The organism is Paenibacillus stellifer, assembly GCF_000758685.1.
Taxonomy (GTDB): Bacteria; Bacillota; Bacilli; order Paenibacillales; family Paenibacillaceae; genus Paenibacillus_AQ; species Paenibacillus_AQ stellifer.
Genome location: NZ_CP009286.1, coordinates 906,515 through 931,541 on the forward strand (window position 1 = coordinate 906,515; position 25,027 = coordinate 931,541).

Annotated in this window: 20 protein-coding genes and 2 pseudogenes; 17 read left to right on the forward strand and 5 right to left on the reverse strand. The window is 48.0% G+C overall.

Going from position 1 to position 25,027, the window contains the following annotated elements; genetic code table 11:
• The first annotated feature begins 59 nt into the window (after nucleotides 1–59).
• The 5 genes and pseudogenes from PSTEL_RS04265 (at nucleotide 60) to PSTEL_RS04285 (ending at nucleotide 6,674) form a co-directional block, all read left to right on the forward strand.
• Nucleotides 60–1,100: an IS630 family transposase gene (locus PSTEL_RS04265; protein WP_084064691.1), complete on the forward strand. Its 1,041-nt coding sequence runs from the start codon at nucleotides 60–62 to the stop codon at nucleotides 1,098–1,100.
• 581 nt (nucleotides 1,101–1,681) lie between these two features.
• Nucleotides 1,682–1,993 (forward strand): annotated as a pseudogene (locus PSTEL_RS27385) (DUF4317 family protein); the annotation flags it as partial.
• Nucleotides 1,994–2,350: 357 nt separating this feature from the next.
• Nucleotides 2,351–4,459: a CAP and S-layer homology domain-containing protein gene (locus tag PSTEL_RS04275; protein ID WP_038693704.1), complete on the forward strand. Its 2,109-nt coding sequence runs from the start codon at nucleotides 2,351–2,353 to the stop codon at nucleotides 4,457–4,459.
• Nucleotides 4,460–4,702: 243 nt separating this feature from the next.
• Nucleotides 4,703–5,869: a DUF4317 domain-containing protein gene (locus tag PSTEL_RS04280; RefSeq protein WP_038693706.1), complete on the forward strand. Its 1,167-nt coding sequence runs from the start codon at nucleotides 4,703–4,705 to the stop codon at nucleotides 5,867–5,869.
• A gap of 58 nt (nucleotides 5,870–5,927) precedes the next feature.
• On the forward strand, nucleotides 5,928–6,674 hold the full coding sequence (locus tag PSTEL_RS04285; RefSeq protein ID WP_038693708.1) for a Fic family protein: 747 nt from the start codon (nucleotides 5,928–5,930) through the stop codon (nucleotides 6,672–6,674).
• Between the two features lie 267 nt (nucleotides 6,675–6,941).
• On the opposite strand, the gene PSTEL_RS04290 is transcribed toward PSTEL_RS04285, so the two are convergent.
• Nucleotides 6,942–7,859: an AraC family transcriptional regulator gene (locus PSTEL_RS04290; protein WP_038693709.1), complete on the reverse strand. Its 918-nt coding sequence runs from the start codon at nucleotides 7,857–7,859 to the stop codon at nucleotides 6,942–6,944.
• Between the two features lie 132 nt (nucleotides 7,860–7,991).
• Between PSTEL_RS04290 and PSTEL_RS04295 the strand changes: the two genes are divergently transcribed.
• The 4 genes from PSTEL_RS04295 to PSTEL_RS04310 all read left to right on the forward strand — a co-directional run bounded on the left by PSTEL_RS04295 (nucleotide 7,992) and on the right by PSTEL_RS04310 (nucleotide 9,617).
• Complete coding sequence (locus PSTEL_RS04295; protein WP_038693710.1) at nucleotides 7,992–8,396, forward strand: ester cyclase; 405 nt, start codon at nucleotides 7,992–7,994, stop codon at nucleotides 8,394–8,396.
• Between the two features lie 64 nt (nucleotides 8,397–8,460).
• Nucleotides 8,461–8,778 (forward strand): NUDIX hydrolase, encoded by a 318-nt coding sequence (locus tag PSTEL_RS04300; RefSeq protein ID WP_052098183.1) that lies wholly within the window; start codon nucleotides 8,461–8,463, stop codon nucleotides 8,776–8,778.
• A gap of 80 nt (nucleotides 8,779–8,858) precedes the next feature.
• Nucleotides 8,859–9,281, forward strand: a complete 423-nt coding sequence (locus PSTEL_RS04305) for a GNAT family N-acetyltransferase (RefSeq protein ID WP_052098184.1) — start codon at nucleotides 8,859–8,861, stop codon at nucleotides 9,279–9,281.
• A gap of 54 nt (nucleotides 9,282–9,335) precedes the next feature.
• Nucleotides 9,336–9,617 (forward strand): YciI family protein, encoded by a 282-nt coding sequence (locus PSTEL_RS04310; RefSeq protein ID WP_038693712.1) that lies wholly within the window; start codon nucleotides 9,336–9,338, stop codon nucleotides 9,615–9,617.
• Between the two features lie 81 nt (nucleotides 9,618–9,698).
• On the opposite strand, the gene PSTEL_RS04315 is transcribed toward PSTEL_RS04310, so the two are convergent.
• The gene (locus PSTEL_RS04315) at nucleotides 9,699–10,142 is read right to left on the reverse strand and encodes an MGMT family protein (RefSeq protein ID WP_038693714.1); all 444 of its coding nucleotides are present in this window, start codon (nucleotides 10,140–10,142) and stop codon (nucleotides 9,699–9,701) included.
• A 274-nt stretch (nucleotides 10,143–10,416) separates the two neighbouring features.
• Here PSTEL_RS04315 and PSTEL_RS04320 point away from each other — a divergent pair, with 274 nt between their 5' ends.
• The 7 genes and pseudogenes from PSTEL_RS04320 (at nucleotide 10,417) to PSTEL_RS04345 (ending at nucleotide 22,296) form a co-directional block, all read left to right on the forward strand.
• A complete protein-coding gene (locus tag PSTEL_RS04320) occupies nucleotides 10,417–14,007 on the forward strand; it encodes an S-layer homology domain-containing protein (protein ID WP_052098185.1) in 3,591 nt (1,196 codons plus the stop codon).
• A 278-nt stretch (nucleotides 14,008–14,285) separates the two neighbouring features.
• Entirely contained in the window at nucleotides 14,286–14,462 is a 177-nt protein-coding gene (locus PSTEL_RS27390; RefSeq protein WP_156995773.1) for a HupE/UreJ family protein, read from the forward strand.
• Between the two features lie 652 nt (nucleotides 14,463–15,114).
• Nucleotides 15,115–15,751, forward strand: a pseudogene (locus PSTEL_RS04325) (SPFH domain-containing protein).
• Between the two features lie 57 nt (nucleotides 15,752–15,808).
• On the forward strand, nucleotides 15,809–17,035 hold the full coding sequence (locus PSTEL_RS04330; protein ID WP_038693718.1) for an RtcB family protein: 1,227 nt from the start codon (nucleotides 15,809–15,811) through the stop codon (nucleotides 17,033–17,035).
• A 279-nt stretch (nucleotides 17,036–17,314) separates the two neighbouring features.
• Nucleotides 17,315–17,638: a nucleoside triphosphate pyrophosphohydrolase gene (locus PSTEL_RS04335; RefSeq protein ID WP_038693719.1), complete on the forward strand. Its 324-nt coding sequence runs from the start codon at nucleotides 17,315–17,317 to the stop codon at nucleotides 17,636–17,638.
• A 25-nt stretch (nucleotides 17,639–17,663) separates the two neighbouring features.
• On the forward strand, nucleotides 17,664–19,901 hold the full coding sequence (locus PSTEL_RS04340; protein WP_038693720.1) for an MrcB family domain-containing protein: 2,238 nt from the start codon (nucleotides 17,664–17,666) through the stop codon (nucleotides 19,899–19,901).
• On the forward strand, nucleotides 19,873–22,296 hold the full coding sequence (locus PSTEL_RS04345) for a restriction endonuclease-like protein (protein ID WP_038693722.1): 2,424 nt from the start codon (nucleotides 19,873–19,875) through the stop codon (nucleotides 22,294–22,296). Before PSTEL_RS04340 ends, PSTEL_RS04345 begins: the two co-directional genes overlap by 29 nt.
• Nucleotides 22,297–22,494: 198 nt before the next feature.
• Here PSTEL_RS04345 and PSTEL_RS28300 read toward each other — a convergent pair whose 3' ends face one another.
• The 3 genes from PSTEL_RS28300 to PSTEL_RS28310 form a co-directional block, all read right to left on the reverse strand.
• Nucleotides 22,495–22,848, reverse strand: coding sequence for a hypothetical protein (locus PSTEL_RS28300; protein WP_179944898.1), 354 nt, complete (start codon nucleotides 22,846–22,848; stop codon nucleotides 22,495–22,497).
• A 393-nt stretch (nucleotides 22,849–23,241) separates the two neighbouring features.
• Entirely contained in the window at nucleotides 23,242–23,646 is a 405-nt protein-coding gene (locus PSTEL_RS28305; RefSeq protein ID WP_038693723.1) for a DUF2201 family putative metallopeptidase, read from the reverse strand.
• Between the two features lie 143 nt (nucleotides 23,647–23,789).
• Nucleotides 23,790–24,080, reverse strand: coding sequence for a hypothetical protein (locus PSTEL_RS28310; RefSeq protein WP_245625073.1), 291 nt, complete (start codon nucleotides 24,078–24,080; stop codon nucleotides 23,790–23,792).
• 420 nt (nucleotides 24,081–24,500) lie between these two features.
• Between PSTEL_RS28310 and PSTEL_RS04360 the strand changes: the two genes are divergently transcribed.
• Nucleotides 24,501–25,025 (forward strand): hypothetical protein, encoded by a 525-nt coding sequence (locus PSTEL_RS04360; protein WP_038693724.1) that lies wholly within the window; start codon nucleotides 24,501–24,503, stop codon nucleotides 25,023–25,025.
• Nucleotides 25,026–25,027 lie beyond the last annotated feature (2 nt).

Below are 25,027 nucleotides of genomic sequence, written 5' to 3' on the forward strand. Positions count from 1 at the left end.
AAAGTCAATTCAATGGCCAAATCGGGTAAAGAATAGTAATAACTTACCTGAAGGCGGCGATGAAAATGAGAAACGAAGAAATCGAGCAGTTGAATGCAGCGATGAAACAGACATCGGATAAACGACTCTATGAAAGGTACCTGGCAGTTCGTCTTCGTCTGGAAGGACATACGTTTGAGGAGATCGGTGATCTACTCAGCCGCGCGCGTCAAACCATCGGCCTCTATTGGAAATCCTACCAGACACAAGGACTGTCTGGCCTAAAGATGGATTATTCCCCTGGACAACCGACAAAACTCACGGAGGAGCAACGCCATCAGTTAGCGGCTATGCTGGAACAGCAGCAGCCCGCCGACGTAGGCTTTGAGGCACACTATACCTGGACTCTGCCACTTGTAGCGGAATGGATCGAGCGAGAATTTGGGGTCACGATGAGTGTGCGCGGAATCAGTGCCATGCTAAAACGCATGAACTTCAGCTTCACCAAAGCTACGTATACACTGGCTAAAGCCGACGAGGAAGCCCAAGCCTTTTTCCGGAAGTACACCTTCGCTCAACTGAAAAAGCAGGTGGAAGCCGAAGAAATCGAACATCTGCTGTTTGAAGATGAATCGATGATCCGTTCCTATCAAGCGCTGCAATACAACTGGTTTCCGCGAGGCAAGCAGCGTAAAGTTCCCACGTACGGCAAGCATGAAGGAGCCAAGCTGTTTGGCGCAATCAATTACGAGACTGGACAGGTGCATCACCGTGAAGAAGAAAAGGCCGATGTAGATGCGTTTATTCGCTTCCTTCAGGATCTTCTTTCGGCGTACCCGAACGGAAAAATAGCGATCATCCTGGACAACAGCCGGATTCATCATGCTACTGGGCTACAACCTTTTTTGAAGGAACATCCACGCTTGCATCTGGTCTTTCTTCCGCCGTACAGCCCCAACCTGAATCCGGTCGAGGGGCTATGGCTGTGGTTGAAATCCGATGTAGTCAATAATGTGTTTTTTGAGAAGTTCTATAAGATCAAGCTTCATGTCGGCCAATTTATGAAGCGAATCAACAAACAACCAATGGAAACGATTGACCGTTTACTGATTAGGTTATGATCTTAATTGCGGTTTATATAGATATTATAAATATGATTTGAATACATACAAAACTTATTTTGGATACCTCTTTGCTGGTGTGCTCGTAGTTTACATAGTTCTTTTGCTTATTGAGAAAAAGAAGCTGTCTTAACGGGGAGGTACTGAAACTCAGCAGCGTATGGCTGTATTTGTATCGGCACAGGAGATATCTGGTAATTCAATCCGTTGTCGGAACCATTTTGGTGCCCTTATTAGATTGTTGCCGTAGCAGCGAATACTGTTAATCCAGACTGCAACTGACGAATCTCTGACGGCAGAACAAGAGCAGCAAGCCGTCGCTGAGCTGAAACGCAGAGGGGAAGCAGGCAATATCCGGCTGATCTACCCCCGAAGATATTCTGGACACAGTCTGCCAGATGAAGAAAGACGGAAAGCTGATTCTGGCAATCAAGCTCATCCGCCAGCATACCGATTTGTCTCTGGGTGAGGTGAAACAGTATGTTGAGAAGCTGTAAGGATGACAAGTAGCGAGGCCTAACTGCTTCATAAACCGGCAGATGCCTGTAACGATTCGTTTTGCATTGTGCTCTCGGCAGCATAAGCTGTTCGAGCTGGAGTTTCAAGAGGAAGCCGAGGAGCCGACGAAGGTCATGCTGCACCGGGACTTAGTGACCGGCGACCCTGGGGAATGGCAGAACCTAATGCTGATGCTGGTGGACAAGATGCTGGTCGATACCAAATGTGAAAAGGATACGGTCATTACCTTCGTTCGTGGGCAGTATCACCGGCCGACGAAGGCTAAAAACGAGGAATCAGAAGAGAGTGAGAAGAACGAGACGTATGCGCATCGATTCATCCTGTACAGTGTGAACTCCACGGAGCAGCAGCAGAAAAACCTTATGTTCGATTATTGTAGAGCGGGAGCTCAACTAATCACGCTTCAGAGACTATCTCTGAGGCGTTTTTTATTGAGGAGGTGGCTAACGATTAAACTCAAGTTCGCACATGACCCGTTTCATAATCGATCACTGCGAACAGCTTAGTACCCTGATGTTGGCCATAGGCCTTTAATCTTGATTTTTCACTGCTTTCCTTTCGGAAACCAATTGTACTGTAAGACCAGATAGGCCGAATAGCTTACTCGTCTTCACACAGCAAATCCTCCTTTTTTCCTTGATCTAACTCGGACTCCTCAAGCAGTTCAACTTATTTAAAGGGAAAATATTGAAAAATGTCGAATTAATATCTTTAAAAGAAGGGGGATAATCATGCTTTTTGTCAGAAAAAATCGAAATCAGGCAGTTCGCAGCCAAGGTGTACGCTTGTTACGGTATGCCGTGGTCTTTGCTCTGCTCACCGGAATTGTAAGCTCAGGATTATTCAGTGCAACCAGCACTACTATTGTTGCAGCAGATGCAGCCAGTGAGGGCGCAGGGTATACTTCAGACCAACTGGAAGCTCTAAACTTCCTCAACGAGGTGCGCAGCCGCACCGGTGTTCAGTCCGTTCAATTGAGCGCGACCATTACCAAGGCGGCAATTGCGCATGCTGAATTTTATAATGCCAATAAATCGGATCTTCCAGGTCTCAGTGCTCACTCTGAAATTTCAGGAAGGCCTGGTTATACGGGGAAGTCGGCATTCGAACGGATGACGGCGGCTGGTTGGGTGTCGGGTGCACGGGGGTACAGCTACGGAGAGGTTATGTATTTTGGTCAGACGAGCGGTAAAGCAGCTATTCAAGCTTGGCTCGATACAGCGTATCACCGTTCTATTATTCTAGACCCCGGCTTCACTGAGATTGGAATTGCAATAGTTGGGGGAACGGCAGTGTTGGATGCCGGAGGTCCTGGGGAGAGCCAGCAGGCCAAAGTGGGGATCACTGTGTACCCCTACGATCAGCAGACCAATGTTCCCGTCGGGTTCTATGGAGGCGAAATTCCGGACCCGCTTAGCCAGTTTGCTGTCGAACGGACAGGTTATATTATCTCGACCCATACCGATAAGGACATAACCTCGCATACAGCGAAAATAACTGATGAGATGGGAACGGAGATTCCTTTTTATGAAGAAGTAAAGGGCGATGATCTATATATTTTTCCTAAGCCTATATTAAAGGGTAATCACAGGTACACTGTATCTCTGGAATATCAGGTGGAAAGTTCTGCGGACACCCTGAAGAAGGTATGGTCTTTCACAACCGGCAAAGGGCATGCTCTAACTGGGCTGACGCCAGCTTACACGGAAATTGTGCTGAATGAAGGCGGGCAATTCCAGCTGCAGGTAGAAGGCGGCTTTGATGATGGAACCACAGAAGTGCTGCCGGGCAGTGAGGTTAAGTATACGGTTAAGCAGAATAATGGTCTAAAGGTCTCATCCACCGGAGCGATATCGGGGGTCAAATCAGGGGATTATCTCCTTACTGTATCTTCAGGGTCTGTATCTTCACAAGTAAAAGTAAAGGTGTATCCTAAATTAAAAACAAAAGTCTATCCTGCGACGAACCCGGGCAAGCTGACAGACATTACGGGGAACAAGGCGCTGCCAGCCATCGAATGGGCACTGCGGGCAGGCGTCATGACCGAAGCCAGCAAGGGACTTTTCAAGCCTGAGGCGGCGGTAAGCGAGGCTGAATTCTGGACCATGCTTCTAAGAGCGTATAATGTCAATATTGAAGCTTATCAGCCTGCTAAAACAAAGCATTGGGCAGACGCCGCCTATCTGATTGCCAAGGACCGCAACTTCCCGCTTAATGGTTTATCCAATGTGAGTGCAAGAGATAGCCGGATCACGCGGTTGAAGATCGCTGAGATTATAGCCGCAGCAGATGGGCTGAACGTCAAGAATAATGATGCTGTGAAGCTCGTCCTTGGTAAGGATTATGTTAGATGTGAAACGGAGCTTTCAATATCAGGTTATCAGGGTGGAAAATGGATTACCCGTGCCGAGGCTGCACAGATTCTTCAGTATTTGCGGCCTAAGCTTACTGAATTGCGGGGACGTCCGGTTAGTGCAACACCAAGCTCAAGTATACCGGCACTTCCTCCCAAACAAGTGTATGTTGAGCCGTTAACGCTCGAAGACCGGACATTCTTTGCGAAATTCGCTGAAGATCATACACTCGTGATTAAAGGGAAATTCACACAATTTGCCGGCCAGACGCTCAAAGTGCAGGTGCAAACAGGCATCAAGCCTCTTAAAGTGATAGACAATGTGAGTGTGACCTTAGACAGCGAAGGGAAGTTCCAGATCGACTGCGGGCCTTACGAACAGGAGGCGCTGAATCTGTATCTGGTAACGCCTAAAGGCAGGTTTTATTTGAATATCCAATATAAGACGATGAATTACACGAAGTATTCCAGTTCATACAACGCATAAGTTTCGGTAGCGTATCAGCATCTGTACTCCCCTGGACCGGGAGAAAGGAGGCTTATGTCTATGAAGAAAAATGCCAAGGCGAGTACGGATAATTTAGCCTAACTGCTTCATTAACCGGCAAATGCCTGTAACGATCCGTTACGGGCATTTTGCATTGTACCATCGGCAATAAACTTACCAAATCCCGCCCCGTCCTTTATACTGGATGAAGCACAATTCTTCGAAGGAGCCGCTGAACCCATTATGAATAAAAAAGAAGTAGCACACATACGCAAGCAGTTTAAGCTGGACCATGATTTGCTGAACTTATACGACATTCTGAACGTGTATATTATGAAGGACAGCAGCGAGATCTATCATTGGGAGCGTCTGCCGTTTGGCCTCGTGGACCGGGAGAAGCAGGAGCTGTATATGGGCAATTTCAAAAAACTGCTGACCGGCGAGCTTGATCATAAGCTGTTCGAGCTGAAGTTTCAGGAGGAAGCCGAGGAGCCAACGAAGGTCATGCTGCACCAGGGTTTAGTGACCGGCGACCCGGAGGAATGGCAGGACCTGATGCTGATGCTGGTGGATAAGATGCTGGTCGATACCAAATATGAAAAGGATACGGTTATTACCTTCGTTCGCGGGCAGTATCACCGGCCGACGAAGGCTAGGAGCGAAGAATCGGAAGAGAGTGAGAAGAACGAGACGTATGCGCATCAATTCATCCTGTGCAGTGTGAACTCCACGGAGCAGCAGCGGAAAAACCTTATGTTCGATTATGTAGAGCGGGAATTCAAGTATAATGTCATCGTCGATCCGATTGTTAAGCTAAGCTCGCCGGAGCAGGGGTTCTTCTATCCAAGTGTGACCGACAACTATTCCGATGTGAACCGCATTCTGTATTGTACGGGTAAATCGAATTATCCCGATGCGCGATTCATCGAGCAGGTTTTGAATGCAGAGACATCGGTAACGGCCTTGGAGGAGAGATCCTATTTTGAGGACATCGTGAAGGAATTGGCGGGCGAACAGCTCGATACGACGACGATTGCCCAGGTGTATGAGCAGATCCAACAGGTCATCGAAGATGGAGCAGGGGAGGAAGAGCCGCCTACGCTTGATTTCAAGGATGTAGAACGCGTCCTGCAGGCGAGCGGAATAGAGAATGTGACGGCCGAGAAGGTGGAGCGGGCGTTCGAAACGATCCTCGATGACCGCAACTATGAAATGAAGGCAACCAGCGTGATCCCGAAATTCACCTCGAAGTCGATCAAGATCGAGACTAAGGTGGCCACCATTTCCGTCAGCCCGCAGGATCTGCGGTATGTGAAGCAGGTGAACTATCAGGGGAAACGCTGCATCATGATCGAGGTTGACGAGGATGTCGTGATTGAGGGCTTTACGCTGAGTACGGAAATATTGTAGGTTGGCTTGACATACACAACGGAACATGCAGTAATGAAAAAGGAAAGGAGTGAGCAGGATGAACTACTCTGAATTACTGCGTAAAAAAGTCTTATATGAACAAGCTAAAGACACACTCCCGGACATTACCGTCAAAAGCTACGTACAGGCCTTCGAACTGGAATATACGCATAACTCGACCGCTATTGAGGGCAACACGTTAACCCTTCTGGAAACCAAGGTTGTTTTGGAGGAAGGACTGTCTGTGGGTGGCAAGAAGCTTCGGGAAATTTATGAGGTCATTAATCATAATAAAGCTTACCAGCATGTTAAAGCCAGCATTGCCCAGAGGCAGCCTTTGGGTGAAGCGATTATCAAGGACATCCACGCTATACTGACAGAGAATATAATGGTGGGTGGCATCTATCGGAATATGGAGGTATATATTTCGGGTGCTGCTCATACTCCGCCTGCGCCTAATGAGATGTATCGTCAGGTGGAAAATTTCTACGCCGATCTGGCTGAGAAAAATACTGCCAACGCTATCGAGCTTGCGGCATGGACCCATGCCGAGTTTGTCCGAATTCACCCGTTCGCTGATGGGAATGGCAGAACCTCACGGCTGATTATGAACTATCAGTTGCTAGCGAACGGCTTTCTCCCCGTCTCCATTGCTAAGGAAGCCCGGCTGGATTACTTCAATGCGCTGGAAGCCTACGCCGTGCATCGGGACCTGCAGCCCTTCGCCGACATGATCGCCTCGCTGGAAGAGCAGCAACTTGATCGCTATCTGGGGATGATCGAACGGCAAGAGCAGCAGGAGTAAGGACAACACCGGAGCGGAGCGAGGATAAGTCCGAACCCAAAGCCATCACATTTCAAAGTGTGGAGGCCACGCAAGTTTCGAATGAACTGGCTGAAGTTTGATGACGCATAATGACCAGGAACGCTGTTTCCGCCGAACGAAGACCCGCCATCGCCGAATGACGGGTCTTTGTAGCTGGAATCGGTGGAAAAATCTACTCGGTGACAATAATCGATGGAAGTATTTTGACTTTCTTTGGGGGCTGGTAATGGCCAACCACTGAACGTATTAATACGCTCTATTCCTTTTTCGGAAATCTTTCGGCGACAGATTGAAATGATGGGCGAAGACTTTTGTGAAATAACTGGCATTATTAAAACCGCATTGAAACGCGATTTCTGATATATTTTTGACGGAATCGTTCTTCAACATAAGGGCTGCCTGGCTTAGACGATAATGGAGCAAATACTGTATCGGTGAAGTCTTGATCGTATGCTTAAAGCAGCGCAGGCATTCTCTGGTGCTTATGGCAGCGGCATCTGCAATATCGGTTAATGAGATATTCTCTGCAAAATTGGCGTGAATGTATGCAATCATTTTCTTTGAGCGTGACGTGTCAATTGAGCAGCTCCCTTTAGCTGCCTCTTTTCTTGAAGTCTTCCAGATGGTCAGACAGATTCTGGACAAATCTTCTCGTATGGTAAATTCCATTCCTTCTTCCATAACATTATTCTGGTAATTCATTAATCCTTCAAAGGATGTCGTAAACCATTCTGCAATTGGCTTGGATGTGTCTGGGTGCAGAAGGAGTGATTCCAGTTCATAATCGGTGATCAGAGGGCCAACATATTTGGTGTAGTAGAGACTCTCCTTATTGCCACTGATCAGATCTGGATGAAATAAGACCGAACATATGGTGCAGACAGGTGATGCAACAGCATAATGAAGAACACCGGAATTAATGAAGACCCCTTCTCCTTTGGTCAGTGTAAAAGAACTGGACGGTGTCTGTAGTTTCAACTCCCCGTCTATTATGTAGATTAGCTCCAGCTCATCATGCCAGTGCCAGGGAATGTCATCTCCGTCTTCATTCGTGAAAGTGGTGGAATAGGCGGCGCATGGAAAATCGGTTGTTCCGTGGTGTCTTACTTCTCTTTTATTGTGGTCCAAATAGATATGGCAATCTGTAGAGTCTGCATGATTCATTTTTACATTCTTCCTTCAAAACCAAGTGATGGCGATTTATTTATAGTATATGGCGAAAATATAATAGAATCAAGACAACGATGGCGATATAATCATATTGTAAATAAAATACAGGCATCATGGAGGTGTCTTATGACAAATAAAGAGATTGTAAAAGGATTTTTTGTAGAAAGTTATCAGAATCATAATTATGATTTTGTGCTGCAATATGTAGCCAAAGATTATGTGGATCACAGTCCGGCTAATGCAAGAAGTAATGAAGAAGCAGTTGGAATTCTTAAGTTAGTGGAAAATATGTTTTCAGATATGAAAATAGAGGTTTTAGACCTGTTTGAAGAAGCGGATATGGTAGCCACCAGAATAAGATATACCGGAATTCATACCGGCGAATGTATGGGGATAGCAGCTACAGGAAGAAAAATCAGTTTTGAGGCGCTGGAGAATTTTAAAGTAGTGGATGGTCAGATCACAGAATCGTGGGGATATTGGCCGGATCTTTATATTAAGAGTTGTCTGAGCCGATCCACTCCCGGATGAAAGTCGTCCTTGCCTGACTTCATTTTGGGAACATGACCTGAATGAACCGGGAGATAACAATACAATGGCGGACATTCTTTTTAAAACAGATGAGCATGTGTTCAGTTACAGAGTTGCCGGGATTTTGATCAGAAATGGAAGCGTTCTCTTACAAAAGCCTGTCCATGATCCCGGATATGTTGTTCCCGGTGGGCATGTCGGCTTCGGCGAAACTAATGAAGAAACTCTTATTCGAGAATTCCGGGAAGAACTGGCTGCGGATATCACCGTGAACGGACTGAGATGGGTTGGCGAGATCTTTTTTCCTTGGGGAGGCAAGCCCTGTCATCAAATTTGCTTGTATTACGAGGTGGATCAAGATGGATCGGATTGCAGAGCTTGAATTGTACCCGGTCAATGCCAAGGAGCTGCTGAAGCATTACAGTTCTGAAGTGAGACACTTTGTGTACAAGGAGCAGTGAAATGGAGATCAGACTTGCTAACCCAAACGATGCGGCTTCCTTATTTGAAATGAACGAACGCTTTAATGGTGCAGGCAGTACGTCACAAGAACTTCTCGAGGACTCCATTGCCAACAATGGTCAGGAAGCGGTTTTTATTGCGACTGTTGATGGCGCGGCAGCGGGCTTCTGTTGTGCGCAGCTTTTTAAGTCCATGTGTTATCGTTCATTCTATGTGGAGATAACGGAGCTTTTTGTAGAAGAAAAGTATCGCAAGCAAGGGGTTGCCACGGCACTAATGGGATTCGCAGAGGATTATTTCAAGGACAAGAATGTGAAGGGCTATCAGCTGTTTACGGGGAAGCAGAATGAAATTGCCCAAGCATTTTACGAGAAGAATGGGTATGCAAAATCGGAAGAGCAGATGTACAGAAAGAGGCTGTGAACCAGAAGTTTCGCAGCTGATTGATCAAATACCGAAACAGCAGGAGGCCGAACAATGACGTACATATATTTGATGAACAATGTAAAGCCAATGAATAAGGAACTCATCAAGAGCCATGTGGAACACTTAAAAGAGTTAAAGAATCAAGGTAAACTTGTATTTTGCGGGCCTTTTACGGATTATCCCGGAGGCATGGTCATCTTTTTGGCTGAAGATATGGAGGAAGCAATGAAGATTGCAAAGTCAGATCCTTTCATTGCTTCAGGATGTAAATCTTTTGAAATCAGAACGATAGAGCCAGCCAATGACCAAAACAATTACCTATTAGAAGAATGACTTAAAACAGGGCGCCTATTCCCCAAGATTATTGAGGCGTATATGAAACGGAGGCTCATGGAGTTATGCGCTGGGCTGCTGTTACAGCGGATATAAGCTATCCTGGTAATTCTGCACATAGTATCGGACGTTGCTTCTTCCGCGCTGAATGATGGTGTGGCCCTCTGCCTCAAGCTTCTGCTTTTGCTTCCCAACACCGCCTGGATATTTTGGATTTAGCTCACCGTCCGCTTTAAGCGTCCTCCAATACGGTGTTTTATCGTCATTCCTTTGCTCACTTGCCCATGCTGCAATGGAAACAAAGATTCCTGCGGTGATCGGATCGGTAAAATCCGCATGGTTTGCCTTGGCGAAGGCATCTCTGATTTGCCCCGTTGTAATAACTTTGCCTAATGGCACGGCTTTCATCACCCGGTCGTAATCCACAGGCGGTGCAAAATACATCCGCTCGCCGCCATACTTTTCAATGCTTCTCTTATCCGTAATCACTTGTACTTTCGGCATGTCTTTCTTATTTTGCAGCATGGCATTGAAATCTTTGTAATGAGGCAGTTTTGAAATAGATTATATTTATTTGGTTGATTGCTCAGCCCTCGCTATGCGCCCGTTTTAACCCATACTCGTTCCATATTCAATGACCTCCATTTGAAGTTATCAAACAGCCGCATGATTATCATGAGGTATTATAGACTTTTGAGTGTTTCCTTCTCTTCATTAAATTGACCAACTTACCGTTATATAAAGTAATTTAAAAATACAATTTTAAGTTTCAAAATTCCGAATGATGGGGAAGAGGCCGATGAAGAACCTATTGCGAAAATCGAAGATGATGATTGCCATTGTATTGATCCTTCAAATGGGTCTGGGAAATTTCATGACGCCAACAACCTTCGCAGCCTCGGGTCCTGAGGTGTCCACAAATGCAGGTTCGGTTTCATTCGTGGCGGGAGATAACAGTGCCTCGACTCCGGTCGCTATCGACTCCGGTATAACGGTAACCGATGACAGCAGCACTACGCTTGCAAGCGCAACAGTAGCGATTACGGGCAATTTTCATGCTGGAGAAGATGTGCTGATGTTCGTCAATGACGGGGCGACCATGGGGAATATTACGGCCAGTTATGATGCAGCCACTGGCGTGCTGACGCTGACGTCGGCGGGTGCATCAGCGACTTTAGCGCAGTGGCAAAGCGCGTTGAGATCGATTACTTATACGGATACAGCGATCACGCCGAATACGGCAACGCGTACGATTAGCTTCACCATAGTAGACGGCGCAGGTACTACAAGCAATACGGCAACGCGAACCGTAACGGTGGCGGATACGGACCAGACACCTATTGTAACAACGAGCGGCGGTTCGACTACCTACATAGCCGGCACAACGGGAGCCACATTGGACTCCGGGGTGACGATATCCGATCTGGATAACACAACGCTGGCAGGCGCGACCGTATCCATCTCGGGCGGCCTTCAACCCGGCGATACACTTAGCTATACCAATACTAGCTCGGTCCTATACGGCAACATTGTCGCAAGTTATAACTCAGGCACCGGTGTATTGACACTGACGTCCTCAGGCGCAACGGCCACCTTGGCGCAGTGGCAGAGTGCGTTGAGGGCGACTACGTTCTCGAGTCTGAGCGCCACGCCAGGGAACCGCATCATTAGCTACGCCGTGAGCGACGGTACGAAAACAAGCTCCGCTGCTGTAAAAACAGTGAATGTGATGAACGGACCTCCGAACTTGACCACGAGCGGCGGTTCAGCTTCATTTGTGGCGGGAGATAACATGATCTCGACTCCTGTCGTTATCGACTCCGGTATAACGGTGACCGATGGAAGCAGCGCTACGCTTGCAAGCGCAGTAGTGGCGATCACGGGCAACCTTCATTCGGGAGAAGATGTGCTGACTTTCACCAATGACGGTTCGACCATGGGCAATGTTACGGCTAGTTATAATGCACTCACGGGTGTGCTGACGCTGACGTCGGCGGGTGCAACAGCGACTTTGGCGCAGTGGCAAAGCGCGTTGAGATCGATAACTTATACGGATACAGCGATCACGCCGAATACGGCAACGCGGATGATCAGCTTCACTGCGACTGACGGCGCAAGTAATACAAGCAATACGGCAACGCGAACCGTAACGGTGGCGGATACGGACCAGACACCGATCGTGACCACGAGCGGCGGTTCGGCTGACTATGTAGCCGGTACAACGGGAATCACATTGAATTCCGGCGTGAGCGTATCCGATCTGGATAACACAACGCTGGCAAGCGCGACAGTATCCATCTCGAACGGTCTTCAATTCGGAGATGTACTGGCTTTCACCAATGACGGAGCGACTATGGGCAATATTACGGCCAGTTATGATGCCGTCACTGGCGTACTGTCGCTGACGTCCTCAGGTGCAACAGCAACTTTGGCACAGTGGCAGAATGCGTTGAGGGCGATTACGTTCTCGAGCACGAGCACCACGCCAGTGAACCGCATCATTAGTTACACCGTAAGCGATGGAACGAAGATCAGCGCTGCTGCTACGCATATAGTAGAAGTGACTGTGACCCTGCCTCCGAATCTGACCGTGAGCGGCGGTTCGGCTTCATTCGTGGCGGGAGATAACACATCCTCGACTCCGGTCGTTATCGACCCCGATATCACGGTAGCCGCTGGAAGCAGCATAACGCTGGCAAGCGCAGCAGTGGGGATCACAGGCAACTTCCGTGCTGGAGAAGATGTACTGATCTTCGCCAATGACGGAGCGACAATGGGGAATGTTGCGGCCAGTTATGATGCAGTCACAGGCGTGCTGACGCTGACGTCAGCAGGCGCAACAGCGACATTGGCGCAGTGGCAAAGCGCCTTGAGTTCGATTACTTATGCGAATACGGCTATCACACCGAATACGGCAACGCGTATAATCAGCTTCACTGTAATTGACGGTGCAGGCAATACAAGCAATACAGCAGCGCGAGCAGTAACGGTGACGGCGACGAACCAGACACCAGTCGTGACCACGAGCGGCGGTTCAACACACTTCACATCGGGGGATAGCAGGACTTCGATTCCTGTCGTTATTGACAGCGGTCTGGCGATTACGGACCTGGATAATACAACTTTGGCAAGCGCAACGATTGCCATTACGGACCACTTCAATGCTGGAGAAGATGTCCTGGCATTCGCCAACGTCAGCGAGGCCACATACGGCAATATTACGGCCGGTTATTTGAGCGCCAGCGGCGTGCTGACGCTGACGTCAGCGGGCGCAGCGGCTACCTTGGAGCAGTGGCAAAACGCTCTGCAAGCAGTCACCTATAACAACACAGCCGTCACCCCGAATACGGCGACGCGCATGATTAGCTTCATCGTAAACGATGGCACGAATAACAGCCACAGTGCGATGAAGAGCATTACTTTGAAGTCATTAAGCAGCTTAAGCGCTAGTCCGAAAACATTAAGCATTCTGGCCGGACAAACGGCTTCCGTGGCCATTACGGCCATGTATTCAGACCTGTTCCAAGCAGATGTGACCTCATCGGTATCCTGGTCCGTTCAGAATCCCGCAATCGCCAGTATTTCCGGCGGGACGATTACAGGTCTCCAGGCAGGCAGCACTGTCGTTACGGCTGTCTACGGAACGAAATCGGCGGATATAAGCGTGACGGTAAACGGATCTACAACTTCGGGGTCTGAATCGTCTCCGACCACTCCGACTCCAAGCGTTCCGAGCACTCCAACGCCTTCGGCTCAGGAGGTAAAGGCTTTTTACGATCTCGTTGATACCAATCGGCTCGCAGCTTATATTCAGGACGCATTGGCTGCCGGGAAATCGGCAACTTTCCAGGATGCGGCGTCCCACTGGGCTTCCAAAGATATTTCGACTGCTGCCAAGCTAGGCATAATCAACGGCTATCCAGACGGCAGTTTCAGACCGGATGCCTCGATTACGAGAGCTGAGTTCAGCACACTGGTCGTCAAAGCATTCGCCTTGCGCCTCGGAAACGGAACGAATGCGTTCCAGGATATCCAGACCTCCTGGGCACGAGAGTCTATTGAAATTCTTGCTTCCAATGGGGTCATCAACGGTTACTCCGATGGAACGTTCCGCGCAGATCGCAAGACTACACGCGCCGAGATGGTTGCGATGATCTCGAAGATCTTGATATTACAAGAAAGCAAGTCTGGCGAAGCCAATATGTTCGTTGATGTTGCACCTCAGCATTGGGCTAACAAGATCATTGAAGAAGCCACAACGGCCGGAATAATTCAAGGCAAGGGCCAGAACCGGTTCGAACCGGACGCTAACCTTACGAGAGCGGAGGCCTTGACTGTTATAATGCGCGTGCTGAGGGAAGATCCAATCATAAATAACTTGCTGGGTTAAAAATAAGATAGCTTCTGAACTTAGCAGGTGTAAGACAAAGATATGCTCCCCTTACGGCAGACAGGTGAAATAATCAAAACCTGCTGCTGTGAGGGGAGCATTTATTTTTAAGCTCTCCGAAGAGAATATGATGGTCATGTTGGCGTCAAAGGCGCGGTCAAAAGATTTGGCATATCGAAATCAGTGTTGGTAAAATGGGCGACGCCGGTATGAGACGTATCGAAGTAGTTCCGCAGTGAACGGAGAATATCACAAACGGCACGCTTGGCGATCGCTATTTGCTCTCGCTGTTCTCCTTTAATGGAGTAGAACTGGGGCAGTTGGCCGTCCTGGTAGTTCTGCTTCCGCTGCTGCTGTGGGCGGCGAGGTTCAAATCGTATAAAAGGGTCAGCTTCGGCCTGTCGGCGGTCATCGGTCTGATTGGGCTGTATTGGTTCGTCACGCGGCTGTTCTGATTATCCATGTGCGCCTCGCTTCGCAAGAAGCGGGGTTTCTTTTTGCGATCATCTAATTAATTACCCCGGAGGGACCTAGGTGAAATGGAAAACTTTATACCTGTCGTAATACTTTCGCCATGTTCGATCCGCTTGAAATGAGCGATTATAGAACCTGTAAGACGCACTGTGCAAGTTGGTAGACGCTGATGGCGTTCATCATACATCGGTTCTTATGCGGACGGTCGTAACGAGGCGGGGATATCGGTTTATCCCGCAGTGCCGTGCCTGTTAGGTTACGGTATCCTGTACGATCGGATCGGTAAGAATCCACTATTTGGGGTTCGATTCCCCAATCGCCTTGGGAGCGATTCTGGTAGAGCACTCGACTTTCAATCGAGCGAAAGTTGATCAAAAGACCAAAGGATAGAATCCCTGGCGGCTATTTATGCGCACTGTAGGAAAAGGCTTTGCAATCCGTGGATACCGATGATGCGAAATTCCGGAGGCTTTTCTGGGATGGAAGAGGAAGAAGGGTAGCTGAAGCTGAGTTAACTTTCTGACTCGAATCTCCTTGGAAATTCCTGGCAGCCCGCTGATCTAAAACGCGATTCCGCCCAAACCGCAGAGGGATTCTAATTCCAATGGTGAAACAATGAGGGGGTTAACGATTATGTTTAAAAAAATAACCATTCAAGCTGACCAGCGCGGTCTGCTCTTTCATAAAGGCAGCTATGTGAAAAAGCTCGCTCCGGGGACCTATCATTTTGTACCGTGGTCGCAAACGACTGTTGTGGTGTTGAATATCGCCAAGCCGTTCGCTGTTGAGGGCAAGGACTTACAGCTGTTCCTTCAGGATGAAGAGCTCATGCGGGAGCTCGATGTCGTACGGGTGCAAGATCATGAATACGTGCTGCATTACGAGGACGGCCAATTCGTGCAGCTGCTTAAGCCGGGCGTCTACGCCTACTGGAATATGCTGAAACAACATACCTTTTTGCATGCGGATATCAGACAGCCTGAATTGCCTGCTGAGATAGACCGTTCGATTGTACCGAAGCTTGCGGTCCATTTGCAGTCCTGCGAGATCGCGAGTTACGAAACCGGTTTTTTGTTCTATGATCATGTGCTGCAGCCTGCTGAATACCGCCAAGCTGATGGACGAGAATCAGACGCTGTTCCGCCTGAAGGAGCTGGAGTTCCTTGAGAAAATATGCGAGAAAATCGGCTCCATCTCGGTAACGGGCGGCGGAGATTTGCTGGAGCGGTTAAGCTCTTTGCTCGGTGAGAAGAAAGCGTCAGGCCAGTAATGAACACCAATGGCTCTAAACTTAGAAAATATATTTATGTAGGAGTTGAACGACCTAATGGCTTATCAAAATATAGATGGCGTGCGTGTCTGGGGCAATCCTGACAGCGGTGCGCTTGCTCAAGCGAGAACCTGTGCAGAAACCGGCAATGTGGTTCAAACACTGCTGATGGCGGATCATCATAAAGGGTACAGTCAGCCGATCGGCGGGGTTGTCGTGTATGACGGGCAAATCTCGCCTTCCGGCGTTGGCTATGATATTGCATGCGGAAATAAAGCAGTGAGAACCAGTCTGACTGCCGAAGACATAAAGCCAGGATTGGCGAAGATTATGGATAAGATTGCCCGTAAAATCTCCTTCGGGGTGGGACGGGTCAATAAGGAGAAGGTCGATCATGACCTCTTCGATGATCCGGATTGGGCCGTTTACCAAGCGATCGGCAAGCAGGAGCATGACAAGCTGAAAGCACTGGCGCAAAGCCAGCTCGGCACGGTCGGCAGCGGCAATCACTTCGTTGACCTGTTTGAAGAAGCGGGAACCGGCCGTTTGTGGATCGCGAATCATTTTGGAAGCCGGGGCTTCGGGCATAAGACGGCAAGCGGATTTATCAATCTGGCTGCCGGCAGAGAGTTCCTCGCGAACGCCCCCGGTGAGAAAATGGACCAGCCGCCTGTACTGCTTGATCTGAGCAGTGAGCTTGGCGACCTGTATTACAGAGCGATGAGGCTGGCCGGACGTTATGCGTATGCCGGAAGGGATTACGTGATTCAGCAAGTATTAGCCATTCTGGGAATGGAAGCGGACCTTGAAGTGCATAACCATCATAACTATGCATGGAAGGAGATACACAACGGGAAAGAAGTCGTTGTCGTTCGTAAAGGGGCGACCCCATCCGCGCCCGGTCAAGTTGGTTTTATCGGCGGCAGTATGGGGGATATTTCCGTTATCGTTAAAGGGAAGGACAGTATAGAGAACAAGGAGTCTTACTACAGCACCGTTCATGGAGCGGGACGAATCATGAGCCGAACCCAGGCGGCAGGCAAAATGAATTGGAAAACCCGCACCCGCAGCGGCGGCCAAATCAGCACCGCACAAATGATGAATGCCGTTCGGAATTTCGGTGTTGAGCTGCGCGGCGCAGGGACGGACGAGAGTCCTTTTGTATACCGGAAGCTTCAGGAAGTGCTGGATGCACATGCGGAAACGATTGAGGTCATGCATGTGCTGAAGCCGATTGGTGTATGCATGGCTGGAGCGGATGAGTTCGATCCGTATAAGGATTAGTGGGGCTTCGGCAGTCCATTAAGCTTGTAGTTTTATCACGTGTGGTCTGTAAGAGATGATGTAAAAACTCTGACTCTTTGCAGACTGTGTCTTTCTAAGTTGCCGAGTTACCCCAAACCTAATAAATCTGTCCAAAGCATGTACAAGCCGTTTTCTTCGACGGCTTTTTCTTTTTAAGGGGAGGTGACTTTTTCCACTCTGTCGAATTAACATAATAATTGTCATCGTTCTGAAAGCTGGTTCATAAACTCAAAATAATTATTTTTAGGAGTTTCATCTATGCCCACTTATAACAAACTCGTCCGCGATAAAATTCCTGAGATCATACGAGGTTCCGGTAGAGATTGTGCTTTTACTACTTTAGATCAAGAATCCTATGTTGTTGAACTTAGAAAGAAGCTCCGAGAAGAGACAGAGGAGTATTTTCAAACCATGAACGACTCGGATGCACTTGAAGAATTAGCGGATATGCTTGAACTTCTTTATGCTCTTGCTGAAGTACATAAGGGTTCGCCAGAGAAACTGGAAGAAGTTCGTGCCAAGAAAGCAGAAGAGCGCGGAGGGTTCACGGAAGCTGTCTTCCTTATAGAAGTTGGAGAATAAATCATTTTCGGGGGAGTAACATCACATGCCACTACCGGAATCACTTACTCAAATTTTTAAGAGAAAGCAAAAATCCTATAAGATGGTTCTGATCCTATCCTTAATTCAAGAGCTGAGAGCATCCAATCAGGAGAGGGTTTCATTCGATAGAGTTAAAGAGCTTTTCCTTAGATACTTTATTGCCGAACAAGAAAGAGGAAATCGGGTGGATAAGCCACCAGGGCGGGAGTTATGGATGGAGGCAACCCCAAGCCAGCTTAAAGATATCGTAAACAGCCCAGTTAATGCGCTCTCGCATATTTTGTTTGTGAATTCGGAGGATAATTCAATAGGTTTTCACAACCAGATTCAACAACAGCTAGGAGAAGAAGAGCTCTTTCAGTTGGAACAAATGGCGAACAAAGAACTACAGGAATACAATGCTGCATTGCAGCACTTTTCCCTACAAGGTCATCTGGAGAAGATACTGGCGGAGTACACCTTTGCTAAAAGAGAAACCTTCGCTGGTCACCCGTTAGGAACCCAATTTAGGCAGACACTCCCTTCTGAGCTCAAAACGCTGCCATTCTTAGATGAGCAGTATAAAATTCAGGGTTCTGTTGGGCAGGGGAATTGGGCGACAATACCTTGGCTCGCCATATTGGATAAACGAATCACAGAAACGACTCAACGCGGAGAGTACGTCGTATATTTATTTGCAGAGGATATGAGTGCCGTTTACCTAACACTTGCTCAGGGAGTGACTATTCCTGTACAAGAGAAGGGGCGTAAAGAGGCATATGTATATCTGCGCAATAAAACGAAAGAAATTCGAGAACTTGTTCCGCTTGCTAATATGAATAAAGATGAAGACATTCATCTGATGAGTAGTGGTTTGGGACAGGATTATCAGGTGTCCACTGTTGCTTATATCAAGTACGAAAGAGGTAACGTGCCGGATGATGAGCGGCTCATTGAAGATCTACAGAACGTAATGGAAAACTACCGTCTGTATGTGGAAAGTCTCTCATCTTCAGATGAGGAAACAAATGAAGTGAGGGGTGAAGCATTGTTAAGTGAAATAGAACCACTACAGGATGAACAACTAGCTGGTGTTCTTCAACAGATCCAATTCTTCATCATCCAAAAAGGCTTCTTCTTCCCTGAGCATCTCATCGAGAACTTCTACCTCTCTCTAAAAACGAAGCCCTTCGTTATCTTGGCAGGGATATCGGGTACGGGAAAGACCCGTTTGGTTAAGCTATTCGCGGAAGCACTCGGATCGACGGTGGAGAATGGTCAGTTTACCTTAATTCCAGTCCGTCCGGATTGGAGTGACCCTTCTGATCTGCTCGGATACAAGGACCTTACAGGCAGGTTCAAGCCAGGCCCATTAACTGAGGTGCTAGCGGAAGCAAGAAAGCCAGAGAATCAGCATAAGTCTTATTTTGTTTGCCTAGATGAAATGAACTTGGCTCGAGTGGAGCATTATTTTTGCGATTTGTTAAGTGTATTGGAGACGCAAGATTGGCATGAGGGTAAGATTCGGACTCAAGGTTTAATCTCCTCCACCATGCTGGATATGCCTAATGATCAGGCGAAGTACGGTAATCTTTCAATACCAGAGAATGTCTTCTTGATCGGAACGGTGAACATGGACGAAACGACGTACCCTTTTAGCAAAAAAGTACTGGACCGAGCCAATACATTAGAATTTAACTATATCAATCTTGAACAGTATCCGGATTCCAATGAATCTTTGAACCTTAGTGAGACTTTCGATCTTTCTGAAATGAACCATTTGCTTCTGCGCTCGGATTATTTGCAACTGGTTGACGCTTATGATGCTAATAAAGAGCTCATCATTCGCACAACGGAAAGATTAGTTAAGATCAATGTTTTACTCGAGGACATCCATGCTCATGTGGGCTTTCGGGTGCGCGACGCGATTTGCTTCTACATGATCTATAACGATCGGTTCAACCTCATGAGTGAAGAAGAAGCCTTTGATTGGCAACTGCTCCAAAAGATTCTACCGCGAATCCAAGGGAGTCATGCCTCGGTCCGTCGAGTTTTGCTAAACCTAATTAAAGGTGCTCTTGGTAACGGAAGCGGCATTTCGGTCAATATTCAAGACCTCATGGAGGATACATCACCGTTGTACACGAGATGGAACGCAGGTCAGACTCCACCCATGGCCAAGCATCCTCAAAGTGCACGGAAATTGGCTTTTATGCTGAGGAGGCTCGAAGAAGATGGATTCACTTCCTACTGGCTCTCTTAATCAGACGGTTGAATTGCTCCGTGTAGACACGGAGCTTTTTACACTCTATCTTCAAGGACGCCCCTACCATCCGACAGTGGAGACATTGCAGCTTCATCGGTCTTCTAATCAGGAATGGGTGAATGCGCAGCTTGGTCTCACATGTTCTGATAAAGTCGGCGAAGCTCAGATTAAAGTTTTTTCCCCTAACGTAATGGGATTGGTAGATTGGCAGCCAGGAGAATCTACGTTTCCTTGTTTCTACGAAACTCAATCGTATGAGTTGGTCATCCAAAAGAAAAATGTATCGGGCATTCTTTCATACTATCATGAAAATATACTTCTCCGGCAAGCCATCAAGCCTTTAGGCGATTCCATTATTGCGGGTGTTTTGAATTTTGGAAATGAGGTCGGTCTGACCGAATGGGAGATTCGTAACGAGGGGCAGACCTTGCTGCGGGTCGAGATGGAGATTTTCCCTTCTAAGATGGATTACAAGCAGGATTACCAGAATATTTTGAATGAAGTGAATGAGCAGATCTATAACCTGGCGTTTGATTTCTTACGTAGAACCTACCAAATGACAGGGCTGCGGGAGACACAATATCAGAGCTTGACAGAGTTTTTTACCATTCTACAGCACATATTTAGTCAGCTACTGGATGCAGTGGGGCGGATTCAAAACAACCCCCATCACACGCTTCTTCAGGACCGCCGTTTGGTTGATGCCAATCGGGTGAAGAAAGCGGGAAGGGAGAATGCAAGAGAGCTGGCAAGACATCCCGAGCGATTAAGAGAAGACATGACCTATGGATTTTTGACGATTGGGGACCGAAAATACACAGCTACTCATTTACTGGAGACGCGAAGGAATCTCTCCTATGATACAAATGAGAACCGGTTCATTCGCTGGATGCTGGAACGAATACTTGGGAAGCTCAAGGAGTTGAAGGCTCGTTGGCATGAGAAAAACCGCACACAAGACCCGCTGCTGGTAAAGCGGATAGAGAATATGATTGTTCAATTGGAGCGGTTATTGAAAGTGGATTTTTTGCGAGAGGTCGGGTTATTGAAACAGATGTCCGTTACGCTTGTTCTGCAAATGGCGCCAGGATATCGAGAAGTGTATCGCTGTTATTTGATGCTTTTGAAAGGCTTATCTATCCAAAGTGACTTGTTCCGATTGTCCATGAAAGATGTGGCTCAACTCTATGAGTATTGGTGCTTCTTAAAGCTTAATCAATTGCTTGGACGGAAGTATAAGTTGGTGAAGCAGGATATTATCAAGGTTAATCGCAATGGTATATTCGTGACCTTGGATCGATCGCGGAGTGCTCAGATGGTCTATGAGAATCCGACAAACGGAGAACAGTTTATTTTGTACTATAATGCAATTCCTAGCTCTGAACAGACTCCCACTCTAAGCCAGCGTCCGGATAATGTCCTGACACTGAAGAAGAAGGATGCAGGTAGTGTCAAAGAGTACAAGTATGTGTTCGATGCGAAATATCGTCTGAATTCAGCGTATGAGGGAACTCCCTATCACAAAGCATATGGACAACCCGGACCTGAAGAGGAAGATATTAATACAATGCACAGGTATCGCGACGCTATTGTCTATCAGGAGAAAGGCTCGGGAGAATATGAGCGAAGCATGTTTGGTGCCTATGTCTTATTTCCTTATCCAGACGAAGAGCGGTTTAAGAGCCACCGATTCTATAAAAGCATCGAGCTTTTGAATATAGGAGCTTTGCCGTTCTTGCCTAATTCTACAAGCTTGGTGGAGCAATTCTTAAATGAAATCATCCAAGATAGTCCGGAAAAAGCATTTGAACGCTCTACAGGTTCACGTGGGACGAAGGAATACTACGCGAACAAGCTCACAGGTAAAAATGTATTAGTGGGGTCTGTGCGAGGACCTGAGCAAGTCGAGACCGCATTAAGACACTCATTCTATCACGTTCCCTTAAAGAACCTTGATGTCAAGATCCTAACCCAAATCGAATATGTAGCCATGTGCCAATCCAGAAAGAAATTTAATGATACCGCTAAAACAGGAATCCACTGGGTAGGCAAGATTGTAGATTGGAAGGTGCTACGGCGTAAGGAAATCAGGGAGATTCCTCCTCGTCCCGGGACAGGTGAAAGGCTGTTTGTGCGATTCACGGTTGAGAAATGGATGAGCCGAGAGACTCCCATTGCGCTTGGAGGACAGAGCATTTACACGCTTCTGTTCACGAGTAAGTATATCCTCGATCGTGCTCTGGAAATCGCTGAGCTTCGCCTAGATACGGAAGAAGACATTCGTGAATGGCGTGAGAAGCGCAGAAAGGGTAGAGTAAAAGTTAAACTCGACCATGAACAATATGTAGATTTGGGTAGGGTTGTGGAGGTTCAGTATACTGAAATGGAGTAGCAATCGATCTCTGAACCGCCCCAAACTCAAAAATGTAGTGAGCAGGCAAAACTTCTACTTACTAACTGAGTAGAAACATTTTCACCAATGAAAAAGGGGTACCATCAGTTATGATATGACATTTGGCGGCCTCATTTACGATTATATAGGTACCTCAACTTTGTGTTCCGAGGATTGGTGAGAATAGTTGTTCTTGTATCAGTCCATCCGAAACACCTTCCCCTTCGGCACGAACGGCAGGTGCTGGCCCTTGGGGATCAGGAACGCGTGCTCCCGGTGGATGCGCAGCCGGTCGCAGTAGCCGTCCGTTATGATCAATAACGGGCCGGTCTTTGGGAAGTCCTCGGCATGCTCCAGCAGGTCGATGGCCGGCTGGAGCATGGTGCCGCCCCGGCCCTTGACAGACATGCGGTCCGCGATGACCTCCGGGGCGATATAGCCCTGGTCGTACACGCCCGCGTCGCAGAAGATGACGCGCACCAGCGGAACATCCCTGGCCATGCTGTAACTGGCAATGGTCCCGAGGGCCTTGCCCAGCTGCTTGGTGTCCATGGAGCCGGACGTGTCCAGGACGACGCCGAAGGTGCGTCCGTCCTCGTCGCCGGAGTCCGGCACCCAGCGGGTCCCCGGGATATCCGGCGTGGAGGATTGTCTGCGGCTGATCCGCGAGTAGGTGCGGACCTTCTCCAGCTCTACATCCCAGAGAATCGGCGGCTGGGAGAGCGCCCGGATTTCTTCAACCAGGCCGGCGAGAAGGAAGCCGCGATTCTGGTCGTAATGGTAATCCAGTCAGGTAAAATTCATCGAGCGTCAGTCCGCTCCCACCAATCGGGAACGCGCGGGGGCAGAATATCGCCCATGCCGACTCCACGGAATGTGGCGACCTGCGGTACAGCCGCATATTGGTAACGATGCGGTCATAGACCGATTCCGCCGACAGTCCCTTCATCTCCGGATCATGAAGTCCTCCGATCCTCGGAAAAGCCCCATTTCTATCAGCCATTGATTGATCACATAATCGCAGGCGACATTCCACAGGTACGGGTCGCGTCCCTCGGCGCAGGCATGATGCCTTAAGCCCACATGCAGAAATTCATGAGCAAGCACGAACCGGCATTCCTGCTCGTCGAGGCCGGCTGCCGGGTCCATGAAGATTTCTTTGGCCTCTGCGTCGACAGCGGCAACCGAAATCGAGAGCCGGTTGCACAGCACAGGGTCCTCAATGATGCGGAAATCGGCCGCCATCGCTCCCATCAGCGGATAGCTGCTGATGAACCAGTTGCGGGCTTTGATGGCCGGCGTTAGAATGTCCGGATTAGCCCCCAGATACACTTCATAGCCCGCCGTCACATTTAACGGCGCTCATTACAGCGAGGGTCAAGCCTTTGCCCAAGCAGTCCTGCCAATTCACCTAATTGCTGTTCCAGTAGGAGGGGGTGGACCCCCGGGGATTCAGGATCATGTCCTGGAAGCCGTGTCCGGCTGTGCCCAGGCTATGCAGCGAAGCCAGAAGCCCTCTCTCCATGAAGCTCCGCACGGCCATCCATCTCCGCAGGAAGCTGGGCTTTGAACTGTCCTGCATGATGCGGAGACAGACATCCAGTCGCGAGAACATCCAGCGTCTCGGGCTGAAGCCGGTCGCCGTATTCCTTGAGGGCATCGCTTAGCATATGCCAGGAGCGGGGAGTGGAGAAGGACTCTTCATGCTTCGGAGGCTGTACCCATAGATGGTCCGGGCGGGTTTCGATATAAGGAGATGGACAGGGGATGGATGCATGTGCCATTAACAATGCATCAAGGAATGTGAGGGAGTTATATTGGCGTTCAGAAAAGCTTTCATTGTAAACATTTCGCAAATAATACATATTCCCCTAATTACCATTTTAATGAATTAATGATAATATCAAGAATATACTTGGAATATTTTGATAGTTACAGCTTTCTTCACGATTGTTATGGGCCAAGCCCTTAGCAATAAATACATTCAAAATGAAGAAAGAAGGAGTATGAATGGGAAAAAGGAAGAGTTGGAAATTACTAAGTTTGACAGTGGGGGTGGCTTTGACAACACAGCTTTTCGGAGCAGTGGCATATGCCGTGCCGTCTACATCAAGCGCTACATACTCGATTTCAAATTACATTCCTCCACAAATGAGCATCTCGGAAAGTGAGAAGCCGATCATTAAAGAGGCAAATCGAAATTTTTGACCTCATCCGACACTGACTACGCGAATGATTGCGCAGTTGTTGCCACGCTAGAAATTATGGGCTACAAATGGGGCAGTTTAACGAACACTCAAAAAAGGACCGCTTACAATGCTATTGTAAATTCGAGCTATTTCAGCTCGTCCAGCGGTGTAGGCTATGACAAAAATGATCAAATTTTCAAAGTCGGATCGGAAGCGATCGGCAAGCCAACCCAGGTTACAAGTGATGATCCTGAAAAATTTACCAATGTCAATAATTATTCCACGTTAAAATCGTATTTGCAAAGCTATGGGCCTTATTACCTCAGCTTTAACCAAAACCCTTACGGGTCTCATACGGTAACCGTGAAAGGAATCAGAAAGTATAATCTGACCATCAATTATACGACGGGAGGAAGCGACAATTACTCCGAAGGCTTTATCGCCATCAATGACCATTGGCAATCGGATGGCGTTGACGCTTTCATGAACATCGACGGCCTTAGCATTACAACCTATCTTACAGCGATTGTGGCGAATTGATT

Excerpts from the sequence above, each read along its gene's own strand:
- PSTEL_RS04315 (WP_038693714.1), bottom strand. The coding sequence starts at position 10,142 with ATGCTGCAAAATAAGAAAGACATGCCGAAAGTACAAGTGATTACGGAT.
- PSTEL_RS04285 (WP_038693708.1), top strand. The coding sequence starts at position 5,928 with ATGAACTACTCTGAATTACTGCGTAAAAAAGTCTTATATGAACAAGCT.
- PSTEL_RS04275 (WP_038693704.1), top strand. The coding sequence starts at position 2,351 with ATGCTTTTTGTCAGAAAAAATCGAAATCAGGCAGTTCGCAGCCAAGGT.
- PSTEL_RS04300 (WP_052098183.1), top strand. The coding sequence starts at position 8,461 with ATGGCGGACATTCTTTTTAAAACAGATGAGCATGTGTTCAGTTACAGA.
- PSTEL_RS04330 (WP_038693718.1), top strand. The coding sequence starts at position 15,809 with ATGGCTTATCAAAATATAGATGGCGTGCGTGTCTGGGGCAATCCTGAC.
- PSTEL_RS04280 (WP_038693706.1), top strand. The coding sequence starts at position 4,703 with ATGAATAAAAAAGAAGTAGCACACATACGCAAGCAGTTTAAGCTGGAC.
- PSTEL_RS28310 (WP_245625073.1), bottom strand. The coding sequence starts at position 24,080 with ATGGCACATGCATCCATCCCCTGTCCATCTCCTTATATCGAAACCCGC.
- PSTEL_RS04310 (WP_038693712.1), top strand. The coding sequence starts at position 9,336 with ATGACGTACATATATTTGATGAACAATGTAAAGCCAATGAATAAGGAA.
- PSTEL_RS04320 (WP_052098185.1), top strand. The coding sequence starts at position 10,417 with ATGAAGAACCTATTGCGAAAATCGAAGATGATGATTGCCATTGTATTG.
- PSTEL_RS04295 (WP_038693710.1), top strand. The coding sequence starts at position 7,992 with ATGACAAATAAAGAGATTGTAAAAGGATTTTTTGTAGAAAGTTATCAG.
- PSTEL_RS04265 (WP_084064691.1), top strand. The coding sequence starts at position 60 with ATGAAAATGAGAAACGAAGAAATCGAGCAGTTGAATGCAGCGATGAAA.
- PSTEL_RS04305 (WP_052098184.1), top strand. The coding sequence starts at position 8,859 with ATGGAGATCAGACTTGCTAACCCAAACGATGCGGCTTCCTTATTTGAA.
- PSTEL_RS28300 (WP_179944898.1), bottom strand. The coding sequence starts at position 22,848 with ATGGACACCAAGCAGCTGGGCAAGGCCCTCGGGACCATTGCCAGTTAC.
- PSTEL_RS04335 (WP_038693719.1), top strand. The coding sequence starts at position 17,315 with ATGCCCACTTATAACAAACTCGTCCGCGATAAAATTCCTGAGATCATA.
- PSTEL_RS04290 (WP_038693709.1), bottom strand. The coding sequence starts at position 7,859 with ATGAATCATGCAGACTCTACAGATTGCCATATCTATTTGGACCACAAT.
- PSTEL_RS04345 (WP_038693722.1), top strand. The coding sequence starts at position 19,873 with ATGGATTCACTTCCTACTGGCTCTCTTAATCAGACGGTTGAATTGCTC.
- PSTEL_RS04340 (WP_038693720.1), top strand. The coding sequence starts at position 17,664 with ATGCCACTACCGGAATCACTTACTCAAATTTTTAAGAGAAAGCAAAAA.